At 69.3% G+C, this 25,764-nt stretch carries 21 protein-coding genes; 18 read left to right on the forward strand and 3 right to left on the reverse strand.

What is annotated here, in order from left to right:
- The first annotated feature begins 100 nt into the window (after window positions 1-100).
- The 13 genes from hisI (at window position 101) to ACWGSK_RS24375 (ending at window position 11,521) form a co-directional block, all read left to right on the forward strand.
- On the forward strand, window positions 101-445 hold the full coding sequence (gene hisI / locus ACWGSK_RS24315; protein ID WP_452456846.1) for a phosphoribosyl-AMP cyclohydrolase: 345 nt from the start codon (window positions 101-103) through the stop codon (window positions 443-445).
- Window positions 446-504: 59 nt separating this feature from the next.
- Window positions 505-1,164, forward strand: a complete 660-nt coding sequence (locus ACWGSK_RS24320) for a Trp biosynthesis-associated membrane protein (RefSeq protein WP_452456925.1) — start codon at window positions 505-507, stop codon at window positions 1,162-1,164.
- Entirely contained in the window at window positions 1,164-1,451 is a 288-nt protein-coding gene (locus tag ACWGSK_RS24325; RefSeq protein WP_452456847.1) for an HGxxPAAW family protein, read from the forward strand. Before ACWGSK_RS24320 ends, ACWGSK_RS24325 begins: the two co-directional genes overlap by 1 nt.
- 276 nt (window positions 1,452-1,727) lie before the next feature.
- Complete coding sequence (locus ACWGSK_RS24330) at window positions 1,728-2,132, forward strand: CD225/dispanin family protein (RefSeq protein WP_452456848.1); 405 nt, start codon at window positions 1,728-1,730, stop codon at window positions 2,130-2,132.
- Window positions 2,133-2,223: 91 nt separating this feature from the next.
- Entirely contained in the window at window positions 2,224-2,727 is a 504-nt protein-coding gene (locus tag ACWGSK_RS24335) for a DUF2752 domain-containing protein (protein WP_452456849.1), read from the forward strand.
- 172 nt (window positions 2,728-2,899) lie between these two features.
- The gene (gene trpC / locus ACWGSK_RS24340; protein WP_358510761.1) at window positions 2,900-3,706 is read left to right on the forward strand and encodes an indole-3-glycerol phosphate synthase TrpC; all 807 of its coding nucleotides are present in this window, start codon (window positions 2,900-2,902) and stop codon (window positions 3,704-3,706) included.
- A gap of 248 nt (window positions 3,707-3,954) precedes the next feature.
- A complete protein-coding gene (trpB, locus tag ACWGSK_RS24345; RefSeq protein ID WP_452456850.1) occupies window positions 3,955-5,172 on the forward strand; it encodes a tryptophan synthase subunit beta in 1,218 nt (405 codons plus the stop codon).
- Window positions 5,172-5,984: a tryptophan synthase subunit alpha gene (gene trpA / locus ACWGSK_RS24350; RefSeq protein ID WP_452456851.1), complete on the forward strand. Its 813-nt coding sequence runs from the start codon at window positions 5,172-5,174 to the stop codon at window positions 5,982-5,984. Before trpB ends, trpA begins: the two co-directional genes overlap by 1 nt.
- 347 nt (window positions 5,985-6,331) lie before the next feature.
- On the forward strand, window positions 6,332-6,835 hold the full coding sequence (locus ACWGSK_RS24355) for a MauE/DoxX family redox-associated membrane protein (RefSeq protein WP_452456852.1): 504 nt from the start codon (window positions 6,332-6,334) through the stop codon (window positions 6,833-6,835).
- A gap of 57 nt (window positions 6,836-6,892) precedes the next feature.
- A complete protein-coding gene (locus ACWGSK_RS24360; protein ID WP_452456853.1) occupies window positions 6,893-7,870 on the forward strand; it encodes a DsbA family protein in 978 nt (325 codons plus the stop codon).
- Window positions 7,871-7,925: 55 nt separating this feature from the next.
- Window positions 7,926-9,035 (forward strand): prolipoprotein diacylglyceryl transferase, encoded by a 1,110-nt coding sequence (gene lgt, locus ACWGSK_RS24365; protein WP_452456854.1) that lies wholly within the window; start codon window positions 7,926-7,928, stop codon window positions 9,033-9,035.
- Between the two features lie 102 nt (window positions 9,036-9,137).
- Entirely contained in the window at window positions 9,138-10,310 is a 1,173-nt protein-coding gene (locus ACWGSK_RS24370) for a hypothetical protein (RefSeq protein ID WP_452456855.1), read from the forward strand.
- Between the two features lie 176 nt (window positions 10,311-10,486).
- Complete coding sequence (locus tag ACWGSK_RS24375) at window positions 10,487-11,521, forward strand: hypothetical protein (RefSeq protein ID WP_452456856.1); 1,035 nt, start codon at window positions 10,487-10,489, stop codon at window positions 11,519-11,521.
- A 103-nt stretch (window positions 11,522-11,624) separates the two neighbouring features.
- On the opposite strand, the gene ACWGSK_RS24380 is transcribed toward ACWGSK_RS24375, so the two are convergent.
- Entirely contained in the window at window positions 11,625-13,394 is a 1,770-nt protein-coding gene (locus ACWGSK_RS24380) for a bis-aminopropyl spermidine synthase family protein (RefSeq protein WP_452456857.1), read from the reverse strand.
- Window positions 13,395-13,924: 530 nt separating this feature from the next.
- On the opposite strand from ACWGSK_RS24380, the gene gltB reads away from it, so the two are divergent.
- From gltB to pyk, 5 genes are all read left to right on the forward strand, one after another.
- On the forward strand, window positions 13,925-18,481 hold the full coding sequence (gltB, locus tag ACWGSK_RS24385; RefSeq protein WP_452456858.1) for a glutamate synthase large subunit: 4,557 nt from the start codon (window positions 13,925-13,927) through the stop codon (window positions 18,479-18,481).
- Between the two features lie 29 nt (window positions 18,482-18,510).
- Entirely contained in the window at window positions 18,511-19,965 is a 1,455-nt protein-coding gene (locus tag ACWGSK_RS24390) for a glutamate synthase subunit beta (protein WP_358510732.1), read from the forward strand.
- A 72-nt stretch (window positions 19,966-20,037) separates the two neighbouring features.
- Window positions 20,038-20,421, forward strand: a complete 384-nt coding sequence (locus ACWGSK_RS24395; protein ID WP_358510729.1) for a DUF2784 domain-containing protein — start codon at window positions 20,038-20,040, stop codon at window positions 20,419-20,421.
- A gap of 72 nt (window positions 20,422-20,493) precedes the next feature.
- On the forward strand, window positions 20,494-21,387 hold the full coding sequence (locus ACWGSK_RS24400; RefSeq protein ID WP_358510830.1) for a prenyltransferase: 894 nt from the start codon (window positions 20,494-20,496) through the stop codon (window positions 21,385-21,387).
- Window positions 21,388-21,986: 599 nt separating this feature from the next.
- Window positions 21,987-23,420: a pyruvate kinase gene (pyk, locus tag ACWGSK_RS24405; RefSeq protein ID WP_358510726.1), complete on the forward strand. Its 1,434-nt coding sequence runs from the start codon at window positions 21,987-21,989 to the stop codon at window positions 23,418-23,420.
- Window positions 23,421-23,548: 128 nt separating this feature from the next.
- On the opposite strand, the gene ACWGSK_RS24410 is transcribed toward pyk, so the two are convergent.
- Both ACWGSK_RS24410 and bla read right to left on the reverse strand, forming a co-directional pair.
- The gene (locus ACWGSK_RS24410; RefSeq protein ID WP_358510723.1) at window positions 23,549-24,496 is read right to left on the reverse strand and encodes a DUF1266 domain-containing protein; all 948 of its coding nucleotides are present in this window, start codon (window positions 24,494-24,496) and stop codon (window positions 23,549-23,551) included.
- 259 nt (window positions 24,497-24,755) lie between these two features.
- Entirely contained in the window at window positions 24,756-25,688 is a 933-nt protein-coding gene (bla, locus tag ACWGSK_RS24415; protein ID WP_358510720.1) for a class A beta-lactamase, read from the reverse strand.
- Window positions 25,689-25,764 lie beyond the last annotated feature (76 nt).

The raw sequence follows: 25,764 nt of genomic DNA on the forward strand, positions 1-25,764 counted from the left end.
GGGCGCCGTCGCGCACGATCGCACTCTAGAACGTGTGAGCCCGCACCCGTTGGCCGGTACCCGGTGAACATCGCCGGCTGAGCGCCCATAACCTGGTGGCATGAGCGTCACCAACCTCGACCCGGACATCGCCGCGCGCCTGAAGCGGAACCCGGACGGACTCGTCCCCGCCATCGTGCAGCAGCACGACACCGGGGAGGTCCTCATGCTCGCCTGGATGGACGACGAGGCCCTGCACCGCACCCTCACCACCCACGAGGGCACCTACTGGTCCCGCAGCCGGGGCGAGTACTGGGTCAAGGGCGCGACCTCCGGCCATACCCAGCGTGTGGTGTCGGTCGCACTCGACTGCGACGGCGACACCCTCCTGGTCCGAGTCGACCAGACCGGTGCGGCCTGCCACACCGGAGACCACACCTGCTTCGACGCGGGACGGCTGCTGTGACCTCCACATCCACCCGGTCCACGGGCACCGGACGCGAGTACGGGATCGTCACACTCGCCATGGCCGCCGGCGCCGCCCTCATGCTCGCCGCGTCCGGCCGCGTGTGGGTGACCGGCATGCTCGGCTCACCCGGCCCCGTCGCCTCGGTTCCCGTCGAGGTCACCGGCGGCGACCTCACCGGGGCCCTCAGCGGCCTGGGCTGGGCCGGACTCGCCGGCATCGCCGGACTCTACGCGGCCCGCTCCTGGCCCCGACGCGTGGTGGGCGCCCTCATCGCCGCCTGCGGCGCGTTCGCGCTCACCGCCCTGTGGTCGGCGACCCGGCCCGGCACGCTCACCTCGGCCATCGCCGAGTTCGCCACCGACACCGCGGGCACCGGCGAGGTCGTCGGCGCCCCCGAGATCCACGCCCTGGGCCCCGTGATGGGAGCGGCCGGCGCGGTCCTGCTGATTCTCAGCGGTCTCCTCGCCGTTGTGCGCGCCCCCTCCTGGCCCGGTATGGGAAACCGGTACGATCGGGACGCCGCACCGCGCCCGCAGAAGGCGGAGACGCCCGCCGACCTGTGGAAATCCTTGGACGCCGGTGACGACCCCACACTCGACTCCCCGGGCGACGGCACGCCCGCCCAAGACCCACGGGCGGACCGAGCCGAACCCGGTGACGACACAGAACCCGTAAAGCCGTCCGACCGGCCGGCCGAACCGAAGGAGAACCACTGATGGCCGACGCGCACCTCGAAGAACACGACGACCACGGCAACACCGTCTCCGCCTGGTTCCTCACCCTCTCCTGGATCGTGGCCTGGACCGTGGCCGCGGTCATCATCATCATGGGCGGCTCCCTGGTCACGTGGACCGTCATCGCCCTGGTCGCCAGCGTCGTGCTCGCCGTGATCGCCGGTGTGATGAAGAAGGCCGGCCTGGGCCGCAAGACACCGCGTCCGGTGCCGCCCACGCGCGAGGAGTGGGAAACGGGTCGTGAGTCCGCGGCCACGAGCGGCAACTAGCCACAGCGCGGGACGGGTCCGAGAAAGCGCAGCTCACAACGGATGAGTAACGTAAAATGGACGTAGGTCCCACCGGGAAGGTACATTTTCAGCACCGGCCCTTCCCGCCGTTTTCGAAGACGGTCGGCGCTGTCTCGCCGATCTGTCATGATTCGAATTCGCCGGCCTGCCGAGTCTGGTGATTTCCAACCTTGTCCCTCGTTGGGAACCACGTGTGCCCAGGCCGCATCACACCAGACAGAACCCCTTGTCCTCTTCCGGAAAGACACTCCACTCATGAGCTATGGTCCCCCGCCTCCCGGCAACCCCGGCCCGCCTCCCGGTGGCTACGGCACCGGTGGGTACGGTCCGCCTCCCGGCGGCTACGGTCCGCCCAGTGGGGGCCAGCCCGGTTTCGGGGGTCAGCCCCCCGTCGGTGCCGAGCCGCCCAAGACGTACCTGTGGATGAACATCGTCGGCATCTTCACCTGCACCGTGGCCGGCATCATCGGCCTCATCTTCGCCCTCCAGGTGAACAGCAAGTGGCAGATGGGCGACTACGCGGGCGCCGAGTCCTCGTCCAACACCGCCAAGATCACCGGCATCATCAGCCTGGTCGGCCTTGGTCTGTGGATCGCCTACTTCATCTTCTGGATCATCATGGTGATCATCGCCATGAGCACCACGCCGTCGTACTACTAGTCGACCACGCGGCATCCTCCACTCCGCCCCCGGCATCGCCGGGGGCGCAGTCGTTCCACCGGTCCCTCGGGGCCTCGATAGGCTGGGTCCCGTGCAGCACGACGACACCCCCACGACGACTCCCGCCCGTCCCTCCCTGGCCGACCGGGTCGGGGCCCTCGGCGCGCGCGTCCACCCCGGCACCTGGCCGATCGCCCTGGGCGTCCTCGGCCTGGTCGGAGCGGCGATCCTGCACACCCTCGACCCCAACGACCCCGGCAACGGCTATCCCGGTTGCCCCTGGCTGGCGCTCACCGGCACCTTCTGCCCGGGCTGTGGCACCACCCGGGCCCTGGCCGCCCTCACCCACCTGGACGTGGTCGGCGCCGCGAGCATGAACCTCCTGCTCATGCTGTGCCTGCCCTACATCGCCTACGCCTACGTGACCTGGCTGACCCGTTCCCTGCGCTCCGACCCCGGGCCCAGACGCGTCGTCGTGGTCAGACCCTGGCTCGCCTGGGCCATCCTGGGCGCCTTCGTCGCCTTCTGGGTGCTGCGCAACCTGCCCTGGTTCTCCTTCCTCGCGCCGGGCACCCCGCTCCTACCCACTTGGTGACCACGAATCCTCCGACCTGCAGGGGGGCGGCGACCCCCACGCGGACCGGGATGGATACCATGACCACCACACGGTGTGACGGCGACGCGTCCCAAAGCCCGCCGAGCCGACCCGCGCCCCAGGAGCCGGATCGGTCACCGTGAACCGATACTTCACGAGGGAGCAAGAACTGGTGAGCGTGCTCGACGAGATCCTCGAGGGAGTACGCGCGGACCTGGCGCAGCGGCAGGAGGCCCTTCCGCTGGACCGCCTCAAGGCCAAGGCCGAGACGGTGCCCGTCCCCGCGGACGCCGAAGCCGCCCTGCGCCGCCCCGGCGTCCACGTGATCGCCGAGGTCAAGCGTGCCAGCCCCTCCAAGGGGCCGCTCGCGACCATCGACGACCCCGCCGACCTGGCCCGCGACTACGAGGCCGGTGGCGCCACGTGGATCAGCGTGCTCACCGAGAAGCGTCGCTTCAACGGCAGCCTTGAGGACCTCCAGAACGTCCGCGCCGCGGTCGACACCCCCTTGCTGCGCAAGGACTTCGTGGTCAGCTCCTACCAGCTGTGGGAGGCCCGCGTCTTCGGCGCCTCGGCCATCCTGCTCATCGTCGCCGCCCTGCCCCAGGAAGCCCTGGTCTCCCTGGTCGAACGGGCCCGCTCCCTGGGCCTGACCCCCCTCGTCGAAGTCCACGACGAGGCGGAGGTCGCCCGCGCCCTCGACGCCGGCGCCACCGTCATCGGCGTCAACGCGCGCAACCTCAAGACCCTGGAGGTCGACCGGGACACCTTCGCCCGGTTGGCCCCGCTCATCCCCGCGGACCGCGTCAGAATCGCCGAGTCCGGGGTTCGAGGCCCGCATGACCTGCTGGCCTACGCCGGAGCCGGAGCCGGAGCGGTCCTGGTCGGAGAGAGCCTGGTGCGCGGACGCAATCCGCGCGAGGCCGTCGCCGACCTGGTCACCGCGGGAGCCCACCCCGCTCTGCGCGACCGGAACTGACAGGGAACCACGACCGATGGGAACGACGACCACGCACGCGGAGCGGCACACGCACACGCTCCCGCGCAGATGGCGATGGCTCTAGGGAGCCCGTGGACACACCTGTCCGCGGGTTCCCGCCGCCGCGTTGACCCCTGACCATCCCGCCGCCGGAGCCGGCGGCGCACACCGGTCGACGCGCGGCACCTCCGCGGCGCGGACGCCGGCGGGGGAACGCCGCGGTCGGCCTCCTTCCAGGAGAACTTCCCATGAGCCACGCTCTACCGGTGCCCGACGACGGCGGACACTACGGCCGTTTCGGTGGCCGTTTCGCGCCCGAGTCCCTCATCGCGGCCCTCGACGAGGTCGAGGCCCAGTGGGCCAAGGTCAAGGACGACGCCGACTTCCAGGCCGAACTCGACCACCTGCTCAAGTCCTACGCCGGACGACCCAGCCTGCTCACCGAGGCGCACAACTTCTCCGAGCACGCCGGCGGCGCCCGCATCCTGCTCAAGCGCGAGGACCTCAACCACACCGGCTCGCACAAGATCAACAACGTGCTCGGCCAGGCCCTGCTCGCCAAGCGCATGGGCAAGACCCGCATCATCGCCGAGACCGGGGCCGGACAGCACGGCGTGGCCACCGCCACCGCCTGCGCCCTGCTGGGTCTGGACTGCCGCATCTACATGGGCGAGCAGGACACCGAACGCCAGGCGCTCAACGTCGCCCGCATGAACATGCTCGGCGCCGAGGTCGTCCCCGTCACCATCGGCAGTCGCACCCTCAAGGACGCCATCAACGAGACGTTCCGCGACTGGGTCGCCAACGTCGACCACACGCACTACCTGTTCGGCACGGCCGCCGGCCCGCACCCCTTCCCGAAACTGGTGCGGGACCTGCACTTCGTCGTGGGCGCCGAGGCCCGTGAACAGGTCCTCGAACTCGTCGGGAGGCTGCCCGACGCCGTCGCCGCCTGCGTGGGCGGTGGATCCAACGCCATCGCGATCTTCGCCGCGTTCATCCCCGACGAGAGCGTCGCGCTGTACGGCTTCGAGGCCGGGGGAGAGGGCGTCGACACCGACCGGACCGCCGCCTCCATCACAGCGGGCAGCCCCGGCGTCTTCCACGGCGCCCGAACCTTCGTCTTGCAGGACGAGTACGGCCAGACCCTGCCCAGCCACTCCATCTCCGCCGGACTCGACTACCCGGCCGTGGGCCCCGAACACGCCCACCTGGCCGCGACCGGTCGCGCCAAGTACGAGCCGGTCACCGACGCCGAGGCCATGGAGGCCTTCCGGCTTCTGTGCCGCACCGAGGGCATCATCCCCGCCATCGAGAGCGCCCACGCCCTGGCCGGCGCGCTGCGCCTGGGCAAGGAACTGGGCCCCGACTCCGTCATCCTGGTGAACCTCTCCGGGCGCGGGGACAAGGACGTCAACACCGCCGCCGACTACTTCGGCCTCGTCGACTCGGAGGGACAGGCGTGATGCCGACCACCACACTGCAGAGCAAGCTGGCCCAGGCCCGAGAGGCCGACCGCGCCGCGCTCATCGGCTACCTGCCCGCCGGGTTCCCCGACGTGGAGTCCTCCATCCGGGTGGTCCAGGCCATGGTCGAGGGCGGCTGCGACGTCGTCGAGGTCGGTCTGCCCTACTCCGACCCCATGATGGACGGCCCCACCATCCAGCGCGCCGCCGGCCGGGCCCTGGACGCCGGCACCACCACCGACGACGTGTTCCGGGTCGTGGAGGCCACCGCGGCCACCGGCGCCGCCGCCCTGGTCATGTCCTACTGGAACCCGATCGAACGCTACGGCGTGGAGCGCTTCGCCACCGAACTGGCCAAGGTCGGGGGAGCCGGGGTCATCACCCCCGACCTCATCCCCGAGGAGGCCGACGAGTGGATCGCCGCCTCCGACAAGGCCGGGATCGACCGCGTCTTCCTGGTCGCGCCCTCCTCCTCGGACCGTCGTCTGGCGCTGACCACCGAGGCCTGCGGCGGCTTCGTGTACGCGGCGTCCCTCATGGGCGTCACCGGTACCCGCACCCAGGTCTCCGACACCGCCGAGGTCCTGGTCCGCCGCACCCGCGAGGTCACCCGTGATTCGGGACTGCCGATCTGCGTGGGACTGGGCATCTCCAACGGGGCCCAGGCCGCGGAGGTCGCCGCCTACGCGGACGGGGTCATCGTGGGTGCCGGGTTCTGCCAGCGGATCCTGGACGCACCCGACCTGGAGACCGGTCTGGTCGCCGTCCGCTCCTTCGCCGAGGAACTGGCCGAGGGCGTTCGGTCCCGTTAGGAGGGCCCTTCCGAGGTCATCCAGGGACCCGGGTCCCTTGTGATGGGCCGCACCGTCATGGTGCGGCCCGTCTTTTTTCTCGCCTGGTCAAGGCCCGGGTTAAGAGGGTGAGAATCGGGTGAGAAGAGGCCCCGAAAGCACGTGAACCCGCCCCATGGCGGCGGATTCGATGGTGGGATGACGGGAGCCCGAGTATCCGAGAGCGCCCTTCTGGCACCCGGATGCCACAGCCCTGTGTCACGCGTGAACTACAGACAGTAGGATCTGTTTCGACGTGAAGAGCGGCCGGACGCGGAACCCGCGCCAGGCTCGCGGTAGACCGACCCCCTCCCTTCCGAAGGCGCCAGATGACGGACACACTCGACGACACCCCGAAGGCACCCACGCGGTGGGAGAACATCCAGCCCTGGGTCAGCCTCGCCTGCCGCCTCGGCCTGGCCGCCGTCCTCATCACCGCCGCCGTCACCAAGTACCCACCGGCCCTGTCGATCCAGGCCGTGGAGGCCTACGACCTCTTCCCGACCGAGGTGGCCCGACTCATCGGCTACACCCTCCCGCTCTTCGAACTCGCGCTGGCGCTGCTGCTCCTGCTCGGCCTGGCCACCCGCTACGCCGGGGCGATCGGCGCGATCCTCATGGTCGCCTTCATCGCCGGGATCGTCTCCGCCATGGCCAGGGGCCTGTCCATCGACTGCGGCTGCTTCGGCGGTGGCGGCCAGGTCGACCCGGGGGAGACCACCTACGGGCTCTCCATCGCCCGCGACATCGCCTTCGGCTCCATGGGGGCCTTCATCGCGATCTGGCCCCGTTCACCCTTCGCCCTCGACCGCGTCCTCGGCCTGTACCGGTGACCCCGACGAGCACCGAGACGACGATCGACCACCCGAAAGTCAGAAACAGAGGAAAGCATGGGGAGTGAAGCGCGCAAGCGCTCCCGCGAGAAGCTCAAGGAACAGCGGGAGAAGGAGAAGCGGGCGGCCCGACGCAAGAAGAACCTCCTCGTCGTCGGTATCGCCGCCGCCGTGGTCCTGCTCATCGTGGGGATCGGCTACGCCGTCATGACCTCGGGCGAGGACGAGGGCTACGACGGCGAACTGGCCGCCCAGGTCCTCCAGGAGGACGGCAGTGTCGTCATGGCGAACGAGGGCGTCTCCGCGCCCGTCGTCGAGGTCTACGCCGACTACCAGTGCCCCGCCTGCCGCCAGTTCGAACTCCTCAACGGAGACCTCCTCAAGGAACGCGCCGCGAGCGGCGAGGCCATCGTCCACTTCCGGCCGGTCAGTATCTTCGCCCAACAGCCGACCCCCATCAGCAGCAACTCGCTGCGTGGTGGTGTCGCCGCTCGGGCCGCGGCCGACCACGGAGTCTTCGTCGAGTACAACGACCTGCTCTTCGAGAACCAGCCGGCCGAGGGCCGCGAGGGCTTCACCGTCGACGAACTCAAGGAATGGTTCCGCGAGACCGACGCCGACGAGGCCCAGGCGAGCGAGTTCGACGAACGCGTCGACGCCGAGGCCGAGGTCGTCACCGAGTTCACCGAGGAGTTCCTGCCGGCCCTGACCGCGGACGCCACCGAACAGATCGGTGAGGAGACCCTTGGAACCATGGTCCTGACCGACCTGCTCGCCTGGGGAGCCGACAACGGACACGACCCCGCCTTCCTCGACGGGACGTACACGGGCGAGATCATCGACGCCACCGGAACGGCTTACACTCGCTACAGCGGAGACAACATGTTCCGCGGCACCCCTGCCGTCTACATCAATGGCGAGTTGCTCGACAACAACTCCGCCATGACGGCACGCGGTCTCTCCGAGGCGATCGCCTCCGCCGGCGCGGGCGAAGTCGAGACCGAGCCGGCGGGCGATGGGGGTGACACGGAGTAGAACCCCTGAACAGACTCCCCGCACGCGGGGCGGATCCGAGAGCAGAGCAGTGACATTGTCGTCGACAGCTTCGGAGGGCGCGGCCGAGTATGGCCGCGCCCTCGCGGCCATTCCCAGCCCTCAGGTCAACTCGATCCCGATCGGGCCCCTGGAGATCCACTTCTACGCCCTGTGCATCCTCGCCGGTGTCATCGTCGCCGTCTTCTGGAGCGAGCGCCGCTGGAAGGCCATGGGCGGTGAGCCCGGCACCATCATGGACATGGCGGTCTGGGCGGTCGTCCTCGGGCTCATCGGTGGCCGTCTCTACCACGTGATCAGCGACGCGCAGCTGTACTTCGGTCCGGGCAAGGAACCCATCCGAGCCCTCTTCATCTGGGAGGGCGGGCTCGGTATCTGGGGAGCCGTTCCCCTCGGCGCGGTCGGTGTTTGGCTGGTCGCCCGCAAGCGCGGACTGTCGATGTCCAAGCTCTCCTTCGCCATCGCCCCCACCATCCCCCTCGCCCAGGCCATCGGCCGCTGGGGCAACTACTTCAACCAGGAGCTGTTCGGTCGCCCCACCGACCTGCCCTGGGCCGTGGAGATCAACCTCACCCCCGAGGGTTACCTGCGCGCCGGCATGGAACCCGGCGTGACCACCTACCACCCCACCTTCCTGTACGAATCCCTGTGGTGCCTGGGTCTGGCCGTCCTCCTGGCCTACCTGGGCCGACGCTTCGAGAGCTCCCTCCAGGGCGGGCGCCTGTTCGCCCTCTACGTCATGGGCTACTGCGCGGGCCGCTTCTGGATCGAGTACCTGCGCGTGGACCCGGCCAACGACTTCTTCGGTCTGCGCCTGAACAACTGGACCTCCATCGTCGTGTTCCTGGGCGCCCTGGTCTTCTTCGTGTGGGCCGGTACCCGTATCGACCGCTTCTCCACCGCCGTGGTTCCGCACGGCCAGGACGCGGGCACCCAGGTCTTCGGTGACACCGGCGCCAGGACCGAGGAGGAGGGCACCGTCTACAGCGCGGTCGACACCGAGGGATCTGCGTTCGACCAGGACAGTGGCGTGTCCAACGAAGCCGGTACGGAATACCACCCGAGCCCTGAGCGATCTAGTAGCGAGGGCTCGACGGAGGACGACGCCAAGGGCGCGGGAGACGACTCCGGGTCGAAGCCCGAGTAACGCGGGACGCCGAATTTCGGCGCCGCGGCCCGTGGCCGCAGGCGCCGCGGGCCATTTCCGCACCAGTCGAGCAGACCACGGGTTGATGATTTGAGAAAGACCGTGAGCAGAGCCGAGTCCGGTTTCGGACGCAAGAAGCGGCGCGGCGGTTCCCGTCGCGCCGCCGGCACCCACACCGAAGAGCACGCCGACTACGGGCGTGACGACGACGGGTACGACCAGGGTTACGACCCGGAGGAAGACTTCTCCGCCGAGTACGGACACACCCAGGACCGGTCGGGTGACCAGGACTCCTACGAGGAGTACGACTACGACGACGCCGACTACGACGACCGCGACGGGGACGACCCCCAGGCGGACGGAGCGGTGGGAGGTCGTCGGGGTGGACGACGCAGGAGCAAGGAGAAGCGCGGCGTGGGCCGCGTCTCCGCCTTCTCCGCGTCCGCGATCAAGAAGGTGTCGGTCCTGGGGGACCGGCCCAACCAGATCGTCTACACCCTGGCCGAACAGAGCAAACGCAAGCGTGGCACCGCCGTGCTGGGCATGCTCCTGGGCGCCTTCGGTATCGCCTTGGTCGCACTCCTGGGGGTGCTGGCCTACCAGCTCGTCAGCGGGGGCGGCGGAACCAGCGGAGGCGACCAGAGCGTGGTCGCCCCACCCGATGGCCACAGCACCCTCACCCCGGAGCAGTACCGCTTCCAGGAGAACGACCCGGAGGTGTTCGGTCCCATCGACGAACGTCCCGCCGAGGCCGAGCCCATGACGGAGGAGGCGGTCTTCGGTTCCGTGGGCGAACTGGAACTCGGGGACATGCAGCTGGAGCTGCGCGACTCCGCCGTCACCGACTCCTGCACCTCCATGGTGTGGGGCGACGAGCTCGGACAGAGCCTGATCGACGGTGACTGCGTCAACGCGGCCTCCGGCGTCTACACCGACTCCGACAACGAGTACGTCGCCCAGGTGACGCTGTTCGACCTGGCCGACAGCGAGGCCGCCACCGACGCCGCGGCGGCCCTGGACCCGACCAACTCCGAGACCGACCTCGGCTTCCTGCTGAGCCAGACCGGCGGGGACATCGAAGGGTTGCAGGAGGGCTACAGCCAGGCCAGCACCCAGGTCATGGGCCACTACCTGGCCGTGTTCTGGACGGCCAAGGCCGACGGCTCCGAACCCGGAGACGACTCGGACCTGGCGACCCTGGACGTGGCCTCCATGAGCGCGTTCTCCTTCGTCTACGACGAGGTCGTCGCCTACCGGGGCGAGGAGGGCGAGTAGCGCGAGCCGAACCTCGGGCCTGTCCGGCCCTGTCGGACGTCCCGATAGGATCTCGGACAGATCGACCCGCCCGCCGGGGTCGTGTCCGAGGTGGAAGCTCCCTCCTCTCGTAACCCGAGCGCAAGCGGGCCGGTCACCACAGGTGACCGGCCCGAACCCACGGAAAGGTCCTTTGGGTGTCCTCTTCTGAACCCTCGACGCCTGGCAGGCCGGGCCGCCGGAGGAAGAACAACGAACCCGACGAACAGCAGACCCCCGCCCCCTCCCAGGAGGGTGGGCGTCGACGAAGCGGTGGACGACGCAAGAAGGAACCCCGACGCTTCGGTCGGACGCTGGTCATCCTCGTCGGGACGCTGGTCGTCGCCCTCATCGCCTTGGGCGTGGTCCTGTTCTTCCAGCTGTCGGGGGACGAGGGGAGCGACGCGGCCGCCCCGCAGACCCGCCCGGCCGACTACAAGGTCCGCGACGCCGGGAACATGAACGAGGTCCTGGCCTCCCGCGAGATCGACGGCCGTGTCCTCAACGAGGGTGAGCTGTTCGAACGCCGCAACGCCGAGATCTCCAGCCAGAGCATCGACTTCACCCTGGAGGAGTCGGAGCTGACCGACGACTGCTCCAGCGCGGTGTGGGGCGAGCAGGCCACCCAGGCCCTCGCCGACGCCGACTGCAGCCAGGCCGGACGCGCCGCCTACCTCTCCGACAACTACTTCGGTGTGGCCACCGTGTTCAACCTGGCCGACGTCGAGGGCAGCCGCGCGGTGGCCGAGGCCCTGAACCTGCCCGAACCCGAGGGAGGCGATCCCGAGGAGGAGGTCGTCGACCCCGGGTTCGTGCTGCCGCCCTCCGGCGCCGAGCCCTTCGATCGCCTCGGTTCGGGCTACAGCGCCGCCGACGCCATCGTCAGCGGCCACTACCTGGTCGTGGTCTGGGTCCAGCCCACCGACTCCGACTCGGTCGACGAACGCGTCACCCTGTCCACCCCGCTGGTGGCCCTGGCCAATTTCCGTGACCCGCTCTTCCGTCGCATGATCGAGTACGACGACGATGAGAGCACGGGAACCGAGGGCGCCGAAGGCACCGAGGAGACCGGCGGCGAGCCCGGAACGGAACCCGGTACCGAGCCAGGCACCGAAGAGGTCCCCGGCGAGGTCCCCGGTCAACAGGAGGGGCTGCCCGGCGAGGGTGAGGTCCCGGTGGCGCCCGGGGAGTAGGACCGGGGTCACACACCCACCGAACGTGCGGCGGGCCCACGGAGAGTCGTTCTCCGTGGGCCCGCCGTCCTACTCGGGAGCCGTCCTGCTCGGGAGGGGGACGTCAGCCGGCCCTGACCTCCTCCACCCTGGCCAACAGCTCGGAGGACAGGACCCGCAGATCCGAGAACCGGTGCTCGGGCAGGTCCAACAGGGTGTGCCCGGGCAACCACGCCGGGGCCGAGGCCACCGCCTGCCGGGCCGTGCGCTTGTTCACCGGCCGCCCGCCCCAGGCCGTCACCTCCATCAGACCGGTCCGCAGCGTCGTGGTGAGCGACCCGTGCGCACGCCCCTGGACATGGGCCAACAACCGGCCCGAACTCCCACCCGGTTCGGGGTCGCGCTCCAACCGGATCGCCGTCAGGTCCGAGGCACCGAACCCGCGCAGGAACCGCACCCGCATCCCCGGCTCCACCATCGACCGGAACGCCCCCTGCCCGGCCTCGTCGCGCACCCACTTGGACGACGACGGCACCAGGACGTAGGCGTTGTCCGCGGTCGTGGCCAACGCCACCCGCGCCGCGATCCGGTCCCAACCACCGGTCAGGTCGATCACCGCGCACGGGCCCACCGCGGTGGGGGAATCCATCCAGGTGGACAGACGTACCCGGACCTCCTTGCACACCTCGCGAGGCCAGTCGCCCACCAACGCCGGAGAGCTCCCGAGCTCCTCGTGACCCCGCCCGGCGCTGTCCTCGGTGACCCGATCCAGCACCGCTCGGGCCCGCTCCACGTCCGTTCCGCCCCGCGCCTCCTTGGCGTTGACGCCCTGGCTGTACACCCGGGCGCTTTCACCGGCGGGGGCGGGCAACGTCTTCGACAACGGCCGGAGCACGTACAGGTCGCTGGCGGCACCGATCGACTCCCCGCCCAGGTAACGATTGAAGTCCGGCAACACCGCCTCCATGAGCAGCCCCATCCGCACCAACCGCGTCTGGACGGCGGCCGCCAGCTTCGGGGTGGTCTCACTGGCCCCGTAGGCCACCAACACCCGGCCCTTGCGCGGGTCAGCCAACCCCTCCACGCCCCGGCGCACGAACAACTCCACGCCGTCCGGGGTGTAGGGCGGGTCGGTGAAGACCACGTCGGCGCGCTCGCGCAACCTCTCGGGCAGCCCCAACCGCAGGTCGGCGCTGTGCGTGTGGATGGTCACACCCAGGCGCTCGGCCACCGTGTCGATGTGCTCCAGGACCCGCTCGTCCAGGTCCACGACCCCCACCTTCGCCCCGGGCAGTACCAGCGCCAAGGCCAGCGACGTCAGGTCGTGGTCGCCCACGCACAACAGGGTGCGCCGGGTCAGGTCGAAACGGGTGGTCAGGAACAGGGCGCGGCGCAGGGCCGTCTCCGCCGTCGCCGCCACGTGGTCCAGGTTCAGGTCGGAGGCCGGTCCCTCGGCCACCGCCCGCACCAGCTCCGTGGCGGCCCGCGGGTGCTCGGGCAACATGTGCGCCACCGGGTCGGCGAGCATCGGCGCCGTCGCACCCTGGTAGTGGGAGGGACGCAGCAACCGGTAGCGGTCTCCGTCCCTGGCCACCTCGTCGGCCTCGTCGAGGACCCGCAGTAGCGAACGCACCACGGAGTGGGCGATGCCACCGGCCCGCACCAGGTCGTTGGCGCTCCACCAACGTCCGTCGGAGAGCAACGCCAGGATGAGGCGCGGGCGTGGGGCGTCGATCCCGTACTCGGTGAGGAACGTCTCCGCCACTTCGGGCAGAGGAGGGCCCGAACCGGCGCCGGGCGCCGCCAGACCGTCCAGGACCGGGGTACCCGGTGCACGTTCGGGGTCGATTGAGGTCCCGGAATCCGGGCCGGGGGAAGTCGGGTGTCCTGCCATTCGGCGATCCTCCCACGGTGTGCGGACCACACCGGTGACGCAGGTCAGGGTGGTTCGTCACCGATGAGGGAGATATCACTCCCTGGTCATGTTCATCCCCCCTTGGGAAACGCGTTAACAGCGACATAACCTGGGATCACGCCGGTGGGCGCCGCCCCGCCACGGTGAAAATCGGACCATGGTCCGGTCTTCACCGCGCCCGGGAAGGTTTAGCGGGGTTCGCGCGTGGAACAACGGGCAAGGCCGGCCGTCATCGGAAAAAGCGCGATCGCGCGGACCCGAGAGGGACACGAGCGGGAAACGCCGGACACACGACGATTCGCATCGTCACCGGGCCGGCGTGTATAAGAGAACCTGCCCGAAACCGGGCGACCCGAACACCACCGGCGTCACGAGGACGTGAACGCGACACGGCGGGTGCCCCGGGGCGCCCACAACGGCGGGCCACAACTCCATCACGTACGCAGCAGGGCCAATGTCGTCCCGAATGCGCTTTTCACAAAGCCGACTTCAAGACGACAGGAGGGTAGATGCCTGCTGGAAACGTGCGGCGTTCGTCCGTCCGAACGAACCCCGAAGCCACACCCCAGGGCCTGTACGACCCCGCCCACGAACACGACGCCTGTGGTGTCGGGTTCGTGGCCGACCTCACCGGCCGCCGCAGCCACGACATCGTGGACAAGGCGCTGACCGTCCTTCGCAACCTCGACCACCGAGGCGCCTCCGGGGCCGACCCCGACGACGGCGACGGCGCGGGCATCCTGACCCAGGTCCCCCACGAGCTCTACGCCGAGGTCTGCGACTTCGACCTTCCCGAGGCGGGCGCCTACGCCACCGGCATCGGTTTCCTCCCCGCCGACGCGGCCGCACGAGCCGCCGCCGTGGAGCGGATCGACGCCATCGTCGCCGAAGAGGGCCTCACCCTCCTCGGCTGGCGCGAGGTCCCCTTCGAGCCCCGCTACAGCGGTCCCGCCGCCCGCGAGGTCATGCCCTACTTCGGGCAACTGTTCATCACCGGCCGCGAGGGCGGCCCCACCGAGGGCCTGACCGGTATCGACCTGGAGCGCCACGCCTACTGCGTCCGCAAGCGCGCCGAACACGAGACCGACGTCTACTTCCCGAGCCTGTCCCCGCGCACCATCGCCTACAAGGGCATGCTCACCACACCCCAACTGGAGCCGTTCTTCCCGGACCTGTCCGACCGGCGTTACACCTCCGGCCTGGCCCTGGTCCACTCCCGGTTCTCCACCAACACCTTCCCGTCCTGGCCGCTGGCCCACCCGTTCCGCTACGTCGCCCACAACGGTGAGATCAACACCGTCAAGGGCAACCGGAACATGATGCGCTCACGCGAGGCCAAGCTCGCCACCGACCTCATCCCCGGTGACCTGGACCGCGTCTTCCCCATCGTCGACCCCGACGACTCCGACACCGCGTCCTTCGACGACGCCCTGGAACTCATCCACCTCGGCGGTCGCTCCCTGCCGCACGCCGTCCTGATGATGATCCCGGAGCCCTGGGAGAACCACACCGAGATGGACCCGGCCGTCCGGGCCTTCTACGAGTACCACTCGACCCTCATGGAGCCCTGGGACGGACCGGCCTCGGTGTCCTTCACCGACGGCACCCTCGTCGGCTCCGTACTGGACCGCAACGGTCTGCGCCCCGGGCGCTACTGGGTCACCGAGGACGGCCTCGTCGTCCTGGCCTCCGAAGCCGGCGTCCTGGACATCGACCCCGCCACCGTCGTGCGCAAGGGCCGCCTACAGCCGGGCCGTATCTTCGTGGTCGACACCGCCCAAGGGCGCATCATCGAGGACGAGGAGATCAAGGCCGACCTCGCCGCCGAACACCCCTACCAGGAGTGGATCGACGCCGGAGTCCTGCGCCTGAACGACCTCCCCGCAGCCGAACCCACCCCGGTCACCGAACCGGACCTCGCCCAGAGGGTGTTCGGCTACACCGAGGAGGAACTGCGGATCATCCTCACCCCGATGGCCCGCACCGGCGCCGAACCCATCGGCTCCATGGGCACCGACACCCCGGTGGCGGCCCTGTCCGACCGCCCGCGCCAACTCTTCGACTACTTCTCACAGAACTTCGCGCAGGTCACCAACCCGCCACTGGACGCCATCCGCGAGGAGATGGTCACCAGCCTGTCCACGCTCCTGGGCGCCGAACACAACATCCTGGGCGCCGGCCCCGGCGACAACCGGCGCCTCGTCCTGCCCACCCCGGTCGTCGACGAAGCCGAACTGGCCGCCATCGTCGCCGCGGGACAGACCGACCCCGCGCTGAAGACCTTCACCGTCGACGGCACCTACCCCGTCGACGGCGGCGGTGACGCCCTCTCCGCCCGCCTGGCCGAGATCGAAACCGAGGTCTCCGCGGCCATCGCCGACGGCGCCCACATCCTGGTCCTCAGCGACCGCCGCGCCGACGCCACCCGCGCACCCATCCCGTCACTGCTGCTGACCGGGTCCGTCCACCACCACCTGATCTGCGAGAAGACCCGTACCGAGGTCGGACTCGTCATCGAGGCCGGCGACGTCCGCGAATGCCACCACGTCGCCCTCCTGCTGGGCTACGGCGCCTCCGCGGTCAACCCGTACCTGGCCCTGGAGACCGTCCGCGACCTGGTCCGGCGCGGCACCCTCGCCGACGTCGACGCCGACACCGCCGTGCGCAACACCCTCAAGGCCTACGCCAAGGGTGTCCTCAAGGTCATGTCCAAGATCGGTGTCTCCACCGTCAGCTCCTACACCGGCGCCCAGATCTTCGAGGCCCTGGGCCTGGGCCAGGAGGTCATCGACCGCTGCTTCACCGGCACCACCTCCCGTCTGGGCGGCGTCGGATTCGACGTCCTCGCCGAAGAGGTCGCCATCCGTCACCGCCGCGCCCACACCGCCAACCCCAACGCCCACCGGCGCCTGGAGGTGGGCGGTGAGTACCAGTGGCGCCGCGAGGGCGAACCCCACCTGTTCAACCCCGAGACGGTCTTCAAGCTCCAGCACTCCACCCGGAGCCGCAAGTACGAGATCTTCAAGGAGTACACGAACAGGATCGACGACCAGGCCGAGAAGCTCATGACCCTGCGTGGGCTCTTCCGACTCAAGGAAGGCGTGCGCGAACCCATCTCCATCGACGAGGTCGAACCCGTCTCGGAGATCGTCAAGCGCTTCTCCACCGGAGCCATGTCCTACGGCTCCATCTCCGCGGAGGCACACCAGACCCTCGCCATCGCGATGAACCGCCTCGGTGGCAAGTCCAACACCGGAGAGGGCGGCGAGGACCCCGACCGCTTCACCCGCGACCCCAACGGGGACCTGCGACGCAGCGCCATCAAGCAGGTCGCCTCCGGTCGCTTCGGCGTCACCTCGCACTACCTCAGCAACGCCGACGACATCCAGATCAAGATGGCCCAGGGTGCCAAGCCCGGCGAGGGCGGACAACTGCCCGGCCACAAGGTCTACCCGTGGGTGGCCGACACCAGGCACTCCACCCCCGGCGTCGGCCTCATCTCGCCGCCGCCCCACCACGACATCTACTCCATCGAGGACCTCGCCCAGCTCATCCACGACCTCAAGAACGCGAACCCGTCCGCACGGGTCCACGTCAAACTGGTCTCCGAAGCGGGAGTGGGCACCGTCGCCACCGGCGTGTCCAAGGCGCACGCCGACGTCGTCCTCATCTCCGGCCACGACGGAGGAACCGGCGCCTCGCCGCTGACCTCCCTCAAGCACGCCGGTACCCCCTGGGAGCTCGGCCTCGCCGAAACCCAGCAGACCCTGCTGCTCAACGGACTGCGCGACCGCATCGTCGTCCAGGCCGACGGCCAGATGAAGACCGGCCGCGACGTCGTCATCGCCGCCCTGCTCGGCGCCGAGGAGTACGGCTTCGCCACCGCACCCCTGGTCGTCTCCGGCTGCGTCATGATGCGCGTGTGCCACCTCGACACCTGCCCGGTCGGCGTCGCCACCCAGAACCCGCTCCTGCGGGAACGGTTCTCCGGCAAGGCCGAGTACGTGGTGAACTTCTTCGAGTTCATCGCCCAAGAGGTCCGCGAATACCTCGCCCGGCTCGGCTTCCGCAGCCTCGACGAGGCCATCGGCTCCGTCGACCTGCTCGACACCGCCGACGCCGTCGACCACTGGAAGGCACAAGGCCTGGACCTGTCGCCCATCCTGCACGAGGTCGAACCCATCGCCGGCGACCACCGCTCCCGGCGGCGCGACCAGGACCACGGCCTGGAAAAGGCCCTGGACAACACCCTCGTCCAACTCAGCGAGGGCGCCCTGGACTTCGGCCGGCCCGTCGCGCTCCAACTGCCGGTCCGCAACGTCAACCGCACCGTCGGCACCATGCTCGGCCACGAGGTCACCAAGCGCTACGGGGCCGAGGGCCTGCCCACCGACACCATCGACGTCACCTTCACCGGATCCGCCGGACAGTCCTTCGGTGCCTTCATCCCCAAGGGCGTGACCCTGCGCCTCCAAGGCGACGCCAACGACTACGTCGGCAAGGGTCTCTCCGGCGGACGCGTCATCGTCCGCCCCGACGAGAACTCACGCCTGGTGGCCGAGGACCACATCATCGCCGGCAACGTCATCGCCTACGGCGCCACCTCCGGCGAGATCCACCTGCGCGGCATCGTCGGCGAACGCTTCTGCGTCCGCAACTCCGGAGCCACCGCCGTCGTCGAGGGCGTCGGCGACCACGGCTGCGAGTACATGACCGGCGGTCGCGCCGTCGTCCTGGGCCGCACCGGCCGCAACTTCGCCGCCGGCATGTCCGGAGGCGTCGCCTACGTCCTCGACCTGGACCCCGAACGCGTCAACGGAGAAATGGTCGAGATCGAGGAACTCACCGACGACGACCGCGACTTCCTCACCGGAGTCCTCGCCCGACACCACGCCGAGACCGGATCCACCGTCGCCGAACGCCTCCTGGTCGCCGGACACCAGGGCCTGGACCGCATCGCCAAGGTCATGCCGCGCGACTACAAGCGAGTCCTGCTCGCCAAGGCCGAGGCCGAACGCGAAGGACGCGACGTCGACGAGGCCGTCATGGCCTCCGCGCAGTCCTGAAAACCCGGTCCACGAAAGGAGGAAGAACCATGGCAGACCCCAAGGGTTTCCTGAAGATCACCGAGCGAGAGCTCCCCGCGCACCGGCCCGTCGACGTGCGCATCCAGGACTGGCGCGAGGTCCACGAGGACTTCGACCGAGGAACCGTCACCAAGCAGGCCTCACGCTGCATGGACTGCGGCATCCCCTTCTGCCACAACGGATGCCCGCTCGGAAACCTCATCCCCGAGTGGAACAACCTCGTCCACACCCACGACTGGGCCGAGGCGATCGAACGACTCCACGCCACCAACAACTTCCCCGAGTTCACCGGCCGCCTCTGCCCCGCACCCTGTGAATCGGCCTGCGTGCTCGGTATCGACCAGCCCGCCGTCACCATCAAGAACGTCGAGGTCTCCATCATCGACCGTGCGTGGGAGGAAGGCTGGGTCAAGCCCCTGCCGCCCACCCACCGCACCGGCAAGAAGGTCGCCATCGTCGGCTCCGGCCCCGCTGGCCTGGCCGCCGCACAGCAACTCACCCGCGCCGGACACGACGTCACCGTCTACGAACGGGCCGACCGCATCGGCGGCCTGCTCCGCTACGGCATCCCCGAGTTCAAGATGGAGAAGCGGCACATCGACCGCCGCATCGCCCAGATGACCGCCGAAGGCACCACCTTCCGCACCGGCGTGAACATCGGCGTCGACCTCACCGTCGAACGACTCAAGAGCGACAACGACGCCGTCGTCCTCACCGGCGGCGCCACCCGGTGGCGCGACCTGCCCGCCACCGGCCGCGAACTCGACGGTATCCACCAGGCCATGGAGTACCTGCCCCTGGCCAACAAGGTGCAGGAGGGCGACCTCGACCGCGCACCCATCCACGCCCAGGGCAAACACGTCATCGTCATCGGCGGCGGTGACACCGGCGCGGACTGCGTCGGCACCGCACACCGCCAGGGCGCCGCGTCGGTCACCCAGCTGGAGATCATGCCCAAGCCCCCGACCACGCGCCCCGACCACCAGCCCTGGCCCACCATGCCCATGCTGTACAAGGTCACCAGCGCGCACGAAGAGGGCGGCAAGCGGATCTACTCCGTCAACACCCTGGAGTTCCTCGGCGACGAGAACGGGCACGTCCGCGCCCTGAGACTCGTCGACGTCGAACGCGGCCCGAACGGCTTCGAACCCGTCGAGGGCACCGAACGCGAGATCCCCGCGGACCTGGTCACCCTCGCCATGGGCTTCGTCGGCCCCGAGACCAAGGGCATGATCGAGGACCTGGGGGTCGAACTCGACGGCCGCGGCAACGTCGTCCGCGACAGCGACTACAGGACCACCGTCGACGGCGTCTTCTGCGCCGGCGACATGGGCCGTGGACAATCCCTCATCGTGTGGGCCATCGCCGAGGGCCGCTCCGCAGCCGCCGCCGTGGACCACCACCTCACCGAGGACGGGACCCTGCCGGTCGCCATCGCGCCCACCGAGCGCCCGCTCGTCTGACCGAGAGGCCCCAGAATCCGCCCGGGCGCGGGGGCTACCCCTCGCGCCCGGCACGTCTCTAGGCTCAAGGACATGATCTACCGACTGATCGGTGAAGGCGCGATGGCCCTGCACATGGCCTTCCTCGTCTACGTCGCCGTCGGCGGATTCCTCGCCTGGAAGTGGCCACGCGCCTTCTGGCCCCACCTGGCCTGCGCCCTCTACGGTCTCGGCATCACCTTCATCGGATGGGACTGTCCCCTGACCCACGTCGAGAACTGGGGACGAGAACGAGCCGGGCAGGAGGGCCTCTCGGACACGGGGTTCGTCGACCACTACCTCACCGGGGTCGTCTATCCCGCCGAACACCTGACCGGCATCCGACTCCTCACCGCCCTCATCGTCGCGGTCTCCTGGGCCGGGCTCCTCGTCATCCACCTACGTCGTCGACGAAGACCATCCTCGGACACGGCGTAAAGATCGCGAATGGATCCCGCGCACGTCCTTCACCCGCAGGTCACACGGGTCTACGGTCGAGACATGACCGTTATGACCTGGGACTCGTACCGCGCAGCCGACCACTTCATCATGCGCAGCGCCCGGCTCATCGACCGGCACCGCTTCGCCTTCCACTTCCAGTCAGCGTCCGCACAACCCGTATACGCGTCACTGGCCGCCCACCGAAACCTCGACGGCGGCTACGGCAACAGCCTCGACCCCGACCTTCGGGGGCACGGCAGCCAACCCGTCGCCACCGAGACCGCCCTGCGCTACCTCGACGAACTCGGAGCCATCCCCGAGGACGTCGGACAGGGCATCTGCCTCTTCCTCGCCGGCAACGCCAACGACGACGGCGGAGTACCCGCCGTGCTGCCCACCGTCCGCCACACCGAAGCCGCGCCCTGGTACCGGGAGACCCGCGACTTCTCCAGCCGCCTCGACGTCACCGCGATGATCATCGGGCTGCTCCACAAGAACAACGTCGCCCACCCGTGGCGTGACCGGGCCACGGCCTACTGCTGGAAGACCATCAACGGGCTCCACTGGACCGACCCGCACGAGGCCATCGGCATCTGCACCTTCCTGCAGTACGTGCCCGACCGGCCCCGAGCCGTGGCCACCATGAACCACCTGGCCACCATGATCCGCGCCGTCATCGACGTCCGACCGAGGGCCACCGGCCACGTGCACACGCCACTCGACCTGGCCTGCCACCCCGCCCACATCGCCCGACCGCTCTTCACCGACGCCGAGATCACCCGCAACCTCGAAGCCTTCGAGGAGGAGCAACGCCCCGACGGTGGTTGGGACGCCTGCTGGGAGCACTGGGACACCACCGCCACCCTCGAACGCCAAGGCATGCGCACCATCCAACGCATGCGCATCCTGCGCGCCTACGGTCGCCTGGTACCCGACCTGCCCCGCCCACGCCGGTCCCTCTGACGGCCCGCGCACCTGGCGCCCCGTACCGCACGCGGGGCGCCACACGATGACGTGGCCTCACCCCAACGCCAGGACCCGCACCCCCGCGCCCGACCCGCGCTGAAGCGCCGTCGACCCGGGTCCGGTTCACCTCCGGCGAGAAACGCACTCGCGGCGAGTAATACCCGGCCGCCGGCACCAGAGCGGCGGCCGGATCCGCCGTGCCCCCGTCCAGGGCCACCGATACCTGGTGCAACGAGCCCACCGTGTGCACCGACAACGCCGTCACGTCCCACGGCACGCACCGTGTCGCCTTCACCACATCCGACTCCGACAATCCCAGCAGCACCTCCTCCAAGGCCGCCACCTCGTCCACCAGAGCCGCCATCACCACGCCACGCCCGAACAACCACGCCCACCCTTCACCGACGGCGAAACGCCCACACGACAACGACCCGGAGAAACCCGCGCCGGCCCACCGACCCCACCCTCGACCACCCGATCACCCCACGAAAACGGTCACCGAGGGTGACCGAATTCGCTCCCACTCCACCTCGCATACGTCCGTTCGCAACCTGGTTTAGACCACTCCATCCCCCAGACGCTCTAAAGTGATACATGTGACACGTCGAGCAAAGATCGTTGCGACCCTTGGCCCCGCCACCTCGAGCCCGGAGACCCTCCGGCAACTCGTGGATGCGGGCTTGGACGTCGCCCGCCTCAATCTCAGCCACGGAACCCATGACGACCACTACGCGAGCCTGACCAACCTCCGGCAGGCCGCACAGGACGCCAACCGCGCGGTCGGCGTCCTCGCCGACCTCCAAGGGCCCAAGATCCGCGTCGGAACCTTCCCCGACGGGCCCATCGAACTCGAAGCCGGTGACGAGTTCACCGTCACTATCGAGGACGTCCCCGGCGACCGGAACAGGGTCTCCACCACCTACAAGGGACTCCCCGGCGACGTTCGCCCCGGCGACCGCGTCCTCATCGACGACGGCCGCGTCGTGCTGGAATGCACCAAGACCACCAGCACCGACGTACAGACCCGCGTCATCTTCGGCGGCACCGTCTCCAACCACAAGGGACTCAACCTCCCCGGAGTCTCCGTCAGCGTCCCCGCCCTCACCCAGAAGGACGAGGACGACCTGCGCTGGGCCCTGCGACACAACGTCGACATGGTCGCCCTCTCCTTCGTCCGCAGCCCCGCGGACGCCGAGGAGTGCCACCGCATCATGGACGAAGAGGGCCTCACCGTCCCCCTCATCGCCAAGATCGAGAAGCCACAGGCGGTCGAGCGCCTCCAGGACATCATCGAGGTCTTCGACGGAGTCATGGTCGCCCGCGGCGACCTCGGCGTCGAACTGCCCCTTGAGAACGTCCCCATGGTGCAAAAGCGCGCCGTGGAACGCTGTCGCGACAAGGCCAAGCCGGTCATCGTCGCCACACAGATGCTCGAATCCATGATCAGCGCGCCCCGGCCCACCCGCGCCGAGGCCTCCGACGTCGCCAACGCCGTCCTCGACGGGGCCGACGCCGTCATGCTCTCCGGTGAGACCAGCGTCGGCCAGTACCCCATCGAGACCGTCGAGACCATGGCGCGCATCGTGGGGGCGGCCGAGCAGGAGTCCCTGCGCGCCTCGCACATCCTCAACCGGGTGCCCGAGACCACGGGTGGCGCCATCGCCCGTGCCGCCGCCGAGATCGGCGCGACCGTCGGCGCCAAGGCCCTGGTCGCCTTCACCATGTCCGGTGAGACCGCCCGGCGCCTGGCCCGCTACCGCTCGCCCATCCCGCTGCTGGCCTTCACCACCGAGGAGAGCACACGCGGCCACCTCTCCCTCACCTGGGGAGTCGAGAGCAACCTGGTGCCCTGGGTCGACAACACCGACGACATGGTCCGCCAGGTCGAGAGTGAGCTCCTGGGACTCGGCGACTACCACAAGGGCGACAAGGTCGTCATCGTCGCCGGTAGCCCGCCCGGAACCACCGGTTCCACCAACTTCCTGCGCGTGCACCGAATCGGTGACGCCGTCGCCTTGAACAACAACTGACGCGGGGCGCCCACGGCGCCCGCACCCACGGGCCGCATCAGGTCCGGCCCGGAGCCCGGCGGAATGAGTCACGCCGGAGCGTTCCGGGCCGACCGGTGCGGCGGGGGAGTGGACGGGCCGGCCTCGGCTCAGTCCTGGTTCGAGGAAGCGCCTTCGAACGGAACCCGCTCCAACGGCATGTCCCACGGCAACAGGTTCCACGGGCTGCCCGAGTCGTCGTCCAACAGACCCAGCGCCACCCACAGCCGGTCCTCGTCCCCGTGGTCGCCGCCCACGCCCTTGTCGGGCCACAGCAGATAGCCCGCGTGGAAGGCCGACGACAGCTGTCCCCACGACGAGTACCGCCGCTGTAGGTCCGAGGCCACCCGCCGCAGGAGGGTCTGCGTCTCCACCGGGCTCAACCAGTCCAGCGACGCCCCACCGCACACCAGTCGGATGACGTGCACCGACTTCCACCACTGGTAGGCGCCGATCATCACCGTCTCGTCGCCCTCGGCGACCCCGGTGACCGACCGCAACCGCGTCACCTGTTCGTCGGACAACCGCACCATCGCGCCGGTGTCCTCACCGCCGTCGGGCAGGCGCGAACGCGCGATCCCCGACCGCAGGTCCACCGCCAGGTCCAGACTCGGGCCGGAGTGCAGCTCCTCCAGCAGACGCTCGACCGCGGCCAACAAGGACTCGCGGTCCACCACCGACCACTGCTGCTCCAGCATCCTTCGGTAGCGGCGTCGCAGACTGGGCCGGGCCACCACGTCCCAGGGTTCGGCCAACGCGACCCGGAACGGGGCCGCGACCGCCGCGGCCCATCGTTCGGTGCTCAACGGGGCGTCAGGCGACTTGGTCCGGATCGTCGGTTGTTCACGCGAGCCCACCACCAATTCGGCGAAGGAACCGGTGGCCAGCGCGAGCGTCGGCACGAACGACCAGCCGGGAAGATCCAGGGCCACCAGCACGACCGCGAGCAACGCCACCGGAGTCCACAGCCACGGCTGGCGACGGCGGGATCCCCAGGCCACCACGACCCAGGCCCCGATCACCAGCGCGCCGATCACCCCGGCCAACGCGGTCAACACCCGATGCCCCTCTCCTCGCGCCAAGCCCGTTCGGGCAGGGCTACACGACATCAAGGATCAGGGACGGCGGAGCTCCACCGCGACCGAACCCACGGGTTGTGCTCAGGTTGTGGCCGTGATGTGACCGGTTCAGCGTGCCTGTGCCCCCAGAAAGTGACAAAAGACCTATTTGGGGTCTAAATGGTCGGGTAGTTACGGAGGTTCTGGCCAGTCTGTCCCACAAAGGCCAGAACCCCCGAAAAACCACCCGGGACGCAGGTCAGCCCAGTGCGTCCACCACTACTTCGGAGGCCTGCGCGATCAACGCGTCGTCGTGCTCGGCGCCCTCGACATCCATGCTCGACATCACCGCCAGCACGATCGGCTCACCCTCCTCGGGCCACAGCACCGCGATGTCGTTCCGGGTCCCGTAACCACCGTTGCCGGTCTTGTCACCCACGACCCAGCCCTCCGGCACACCCGCCCGGATCAGGTCGTCCCCCGTCACGTTGCGAACCATCATGTCCGTCAGAACCTCACGGCGGTCGTCCGGCAGGACGTCCCCCAGAATGAACGCCTCCAGGCTCCCCGCCATCGCCTTCGGAGTACTCGTGTCCCGCACCTCACCCGGGACCGCGTCACTCATCTCCACCTCGTACCGCTCCAACACCGTCACATCGTCACCGGTCAGCTCACCCAGCGACTCCGTGAACCCCGCCGGACCCCCGATCTCGTCCAGCAACAGGTTCGCCGCCGCGTTGTCACTGAACCGCGTCGTCGCGTCACACAATTCCAGCAACGACATCCCCGAATCCAGGTTCTCCTCCACCACCGGCGAATGCGGCTGCAGCACCCCCTCGTCGAAGGTCACCACCCGCTCCATCTCCTCCAACGAGTTCTCCGACAACACCACCCCCGCCAGCAGCGCCTTGAACGTCGAAGCGAACGCGAACCGGTCGTCCGCCTGGAACGCCACCTCCTCACCCGACCCCGTGTCCAAGGCGTACACACCCAGCCGCGCGTCGAACTCCTCCTCCAACGCCTCGAATTCCGCCGCGTAGTCCACCACCGCGGCCGACTCCGTCGCCGACAGTGAAGACGCCCCCGAAGGACCCCCCGCGCCCTCCGAGGCCCCACAACCCACCAACGGCACCAACAACGCCGCCGCCACGAACCCGCGCACCCCGAAACCCCACACCCTGGACCCCGACATCACGACCCCCATCGAAAACTCCCGACACTCGACGAACACGAACCAGGACCGGCCCGCTCCCGCAGTCTCGCCGGCC

The sequence above is a fragment of the Nocardiopsis sp. NPDC055551 genome, assembly GCF_053619415.1.

Bases quoted from the DNA above. Each gene is read 5' to 3' on its own strand.
- ACWGSK_RS24320 (WP_452456925.1), top strand. From the start codon at position 505: ATGGCCGCCGGCGCCGCCCTCATGCTCGCCGCGTCCGGCCGCGTGTGG.
- bla (WP_358510720.1), bottom strand. From the start codon at position 25,688: ATGTCGGGGTCCAGGGTGTGGGGTTTCGGGGTGCGCGGGTTCGTGGCG.
- ACWGSK_RS24390 (WP_358510732.1), top strand. From the start codon at position 18,511: ATGGCAGACCCCAAGGGTTTCCTGAAGATCACCGAGCGAGAGCTCCCC.
- hisI (WP_452456846.1), top strand. From the start codon at position 101: ATGAGCGTCACCAACCTCGACCCGGACATCGCCGCGCGCCTGAAGCGG.
- trpB (WP_452456850.1), top strand. From the start codon at position 3,955: ATGAGCCACGCTCTACCGGTGCCCGACGACGGCGGACACTACGGCCGT.
- ACWGSK_RS24355 (WP_452456852.1), top strand. From the start codon at position 6,332: ATGACGGACACACTCGACGACACCCCGAAGGCACCCACGCGGTGGGAG.
- ACWGSK_RS24325 (WP_452456847.1), top strand. From the start codon at position 1,164: ATGGCCGACGCGCACCTCGAAGAACACGACGACCACGGCAACACCGTC.
- ACWGSK_RS24360 (WP_452456853.1), top strand. From the start codon at position 6,893: ATGGGGAGTGAAGCGCGCAAGCGCTCCCGCGAGAAGCTCAAGGAACAG.
- trpA (WP_452456851.1), top strand. From the start codon at position 5,172: ATGCCGACCACCACACTGCAGAGCAAGCTGGCCCAGGCCCGAGAGGCC.
- gltB (WP_452456858.1), top strand. From the start codon at position 13,925: ATGCCTGCTGGAAACGTGCGGCGTTCGTCCGTCCGAACGAACCCCGAA.
- ACWGSK_RS24330 (WP_452456848.1), top strand. From the start codon at position 1,728: ATGAGCTATGGTCCCCCGCCTCCCGGCAACCCCGGCCCGCCTCCCGGT.
- ACWGSK_RS24395 (WP_358510729.1), top strand. From the start codon at position 20,038: ATGATCTACCGACTGATCGGTGAAGGCGCGATGGCCCTGCACATGGCC.
- ACWGSK_RS24400 (WP_358510830.1), top strand. From the start codon at position 20,494: ATGACCTGGGACTCGTACCGCGCAGCCGACCACTTCATCATGCGCAGC.
- ACWGSK_RS24380 (WP_452456857.1), bottom strand. From the start codon at position 13,394: ATGGCAGGACACCCGACTTCCCCCGGCCCGGATTCCGGGACCTCAATC.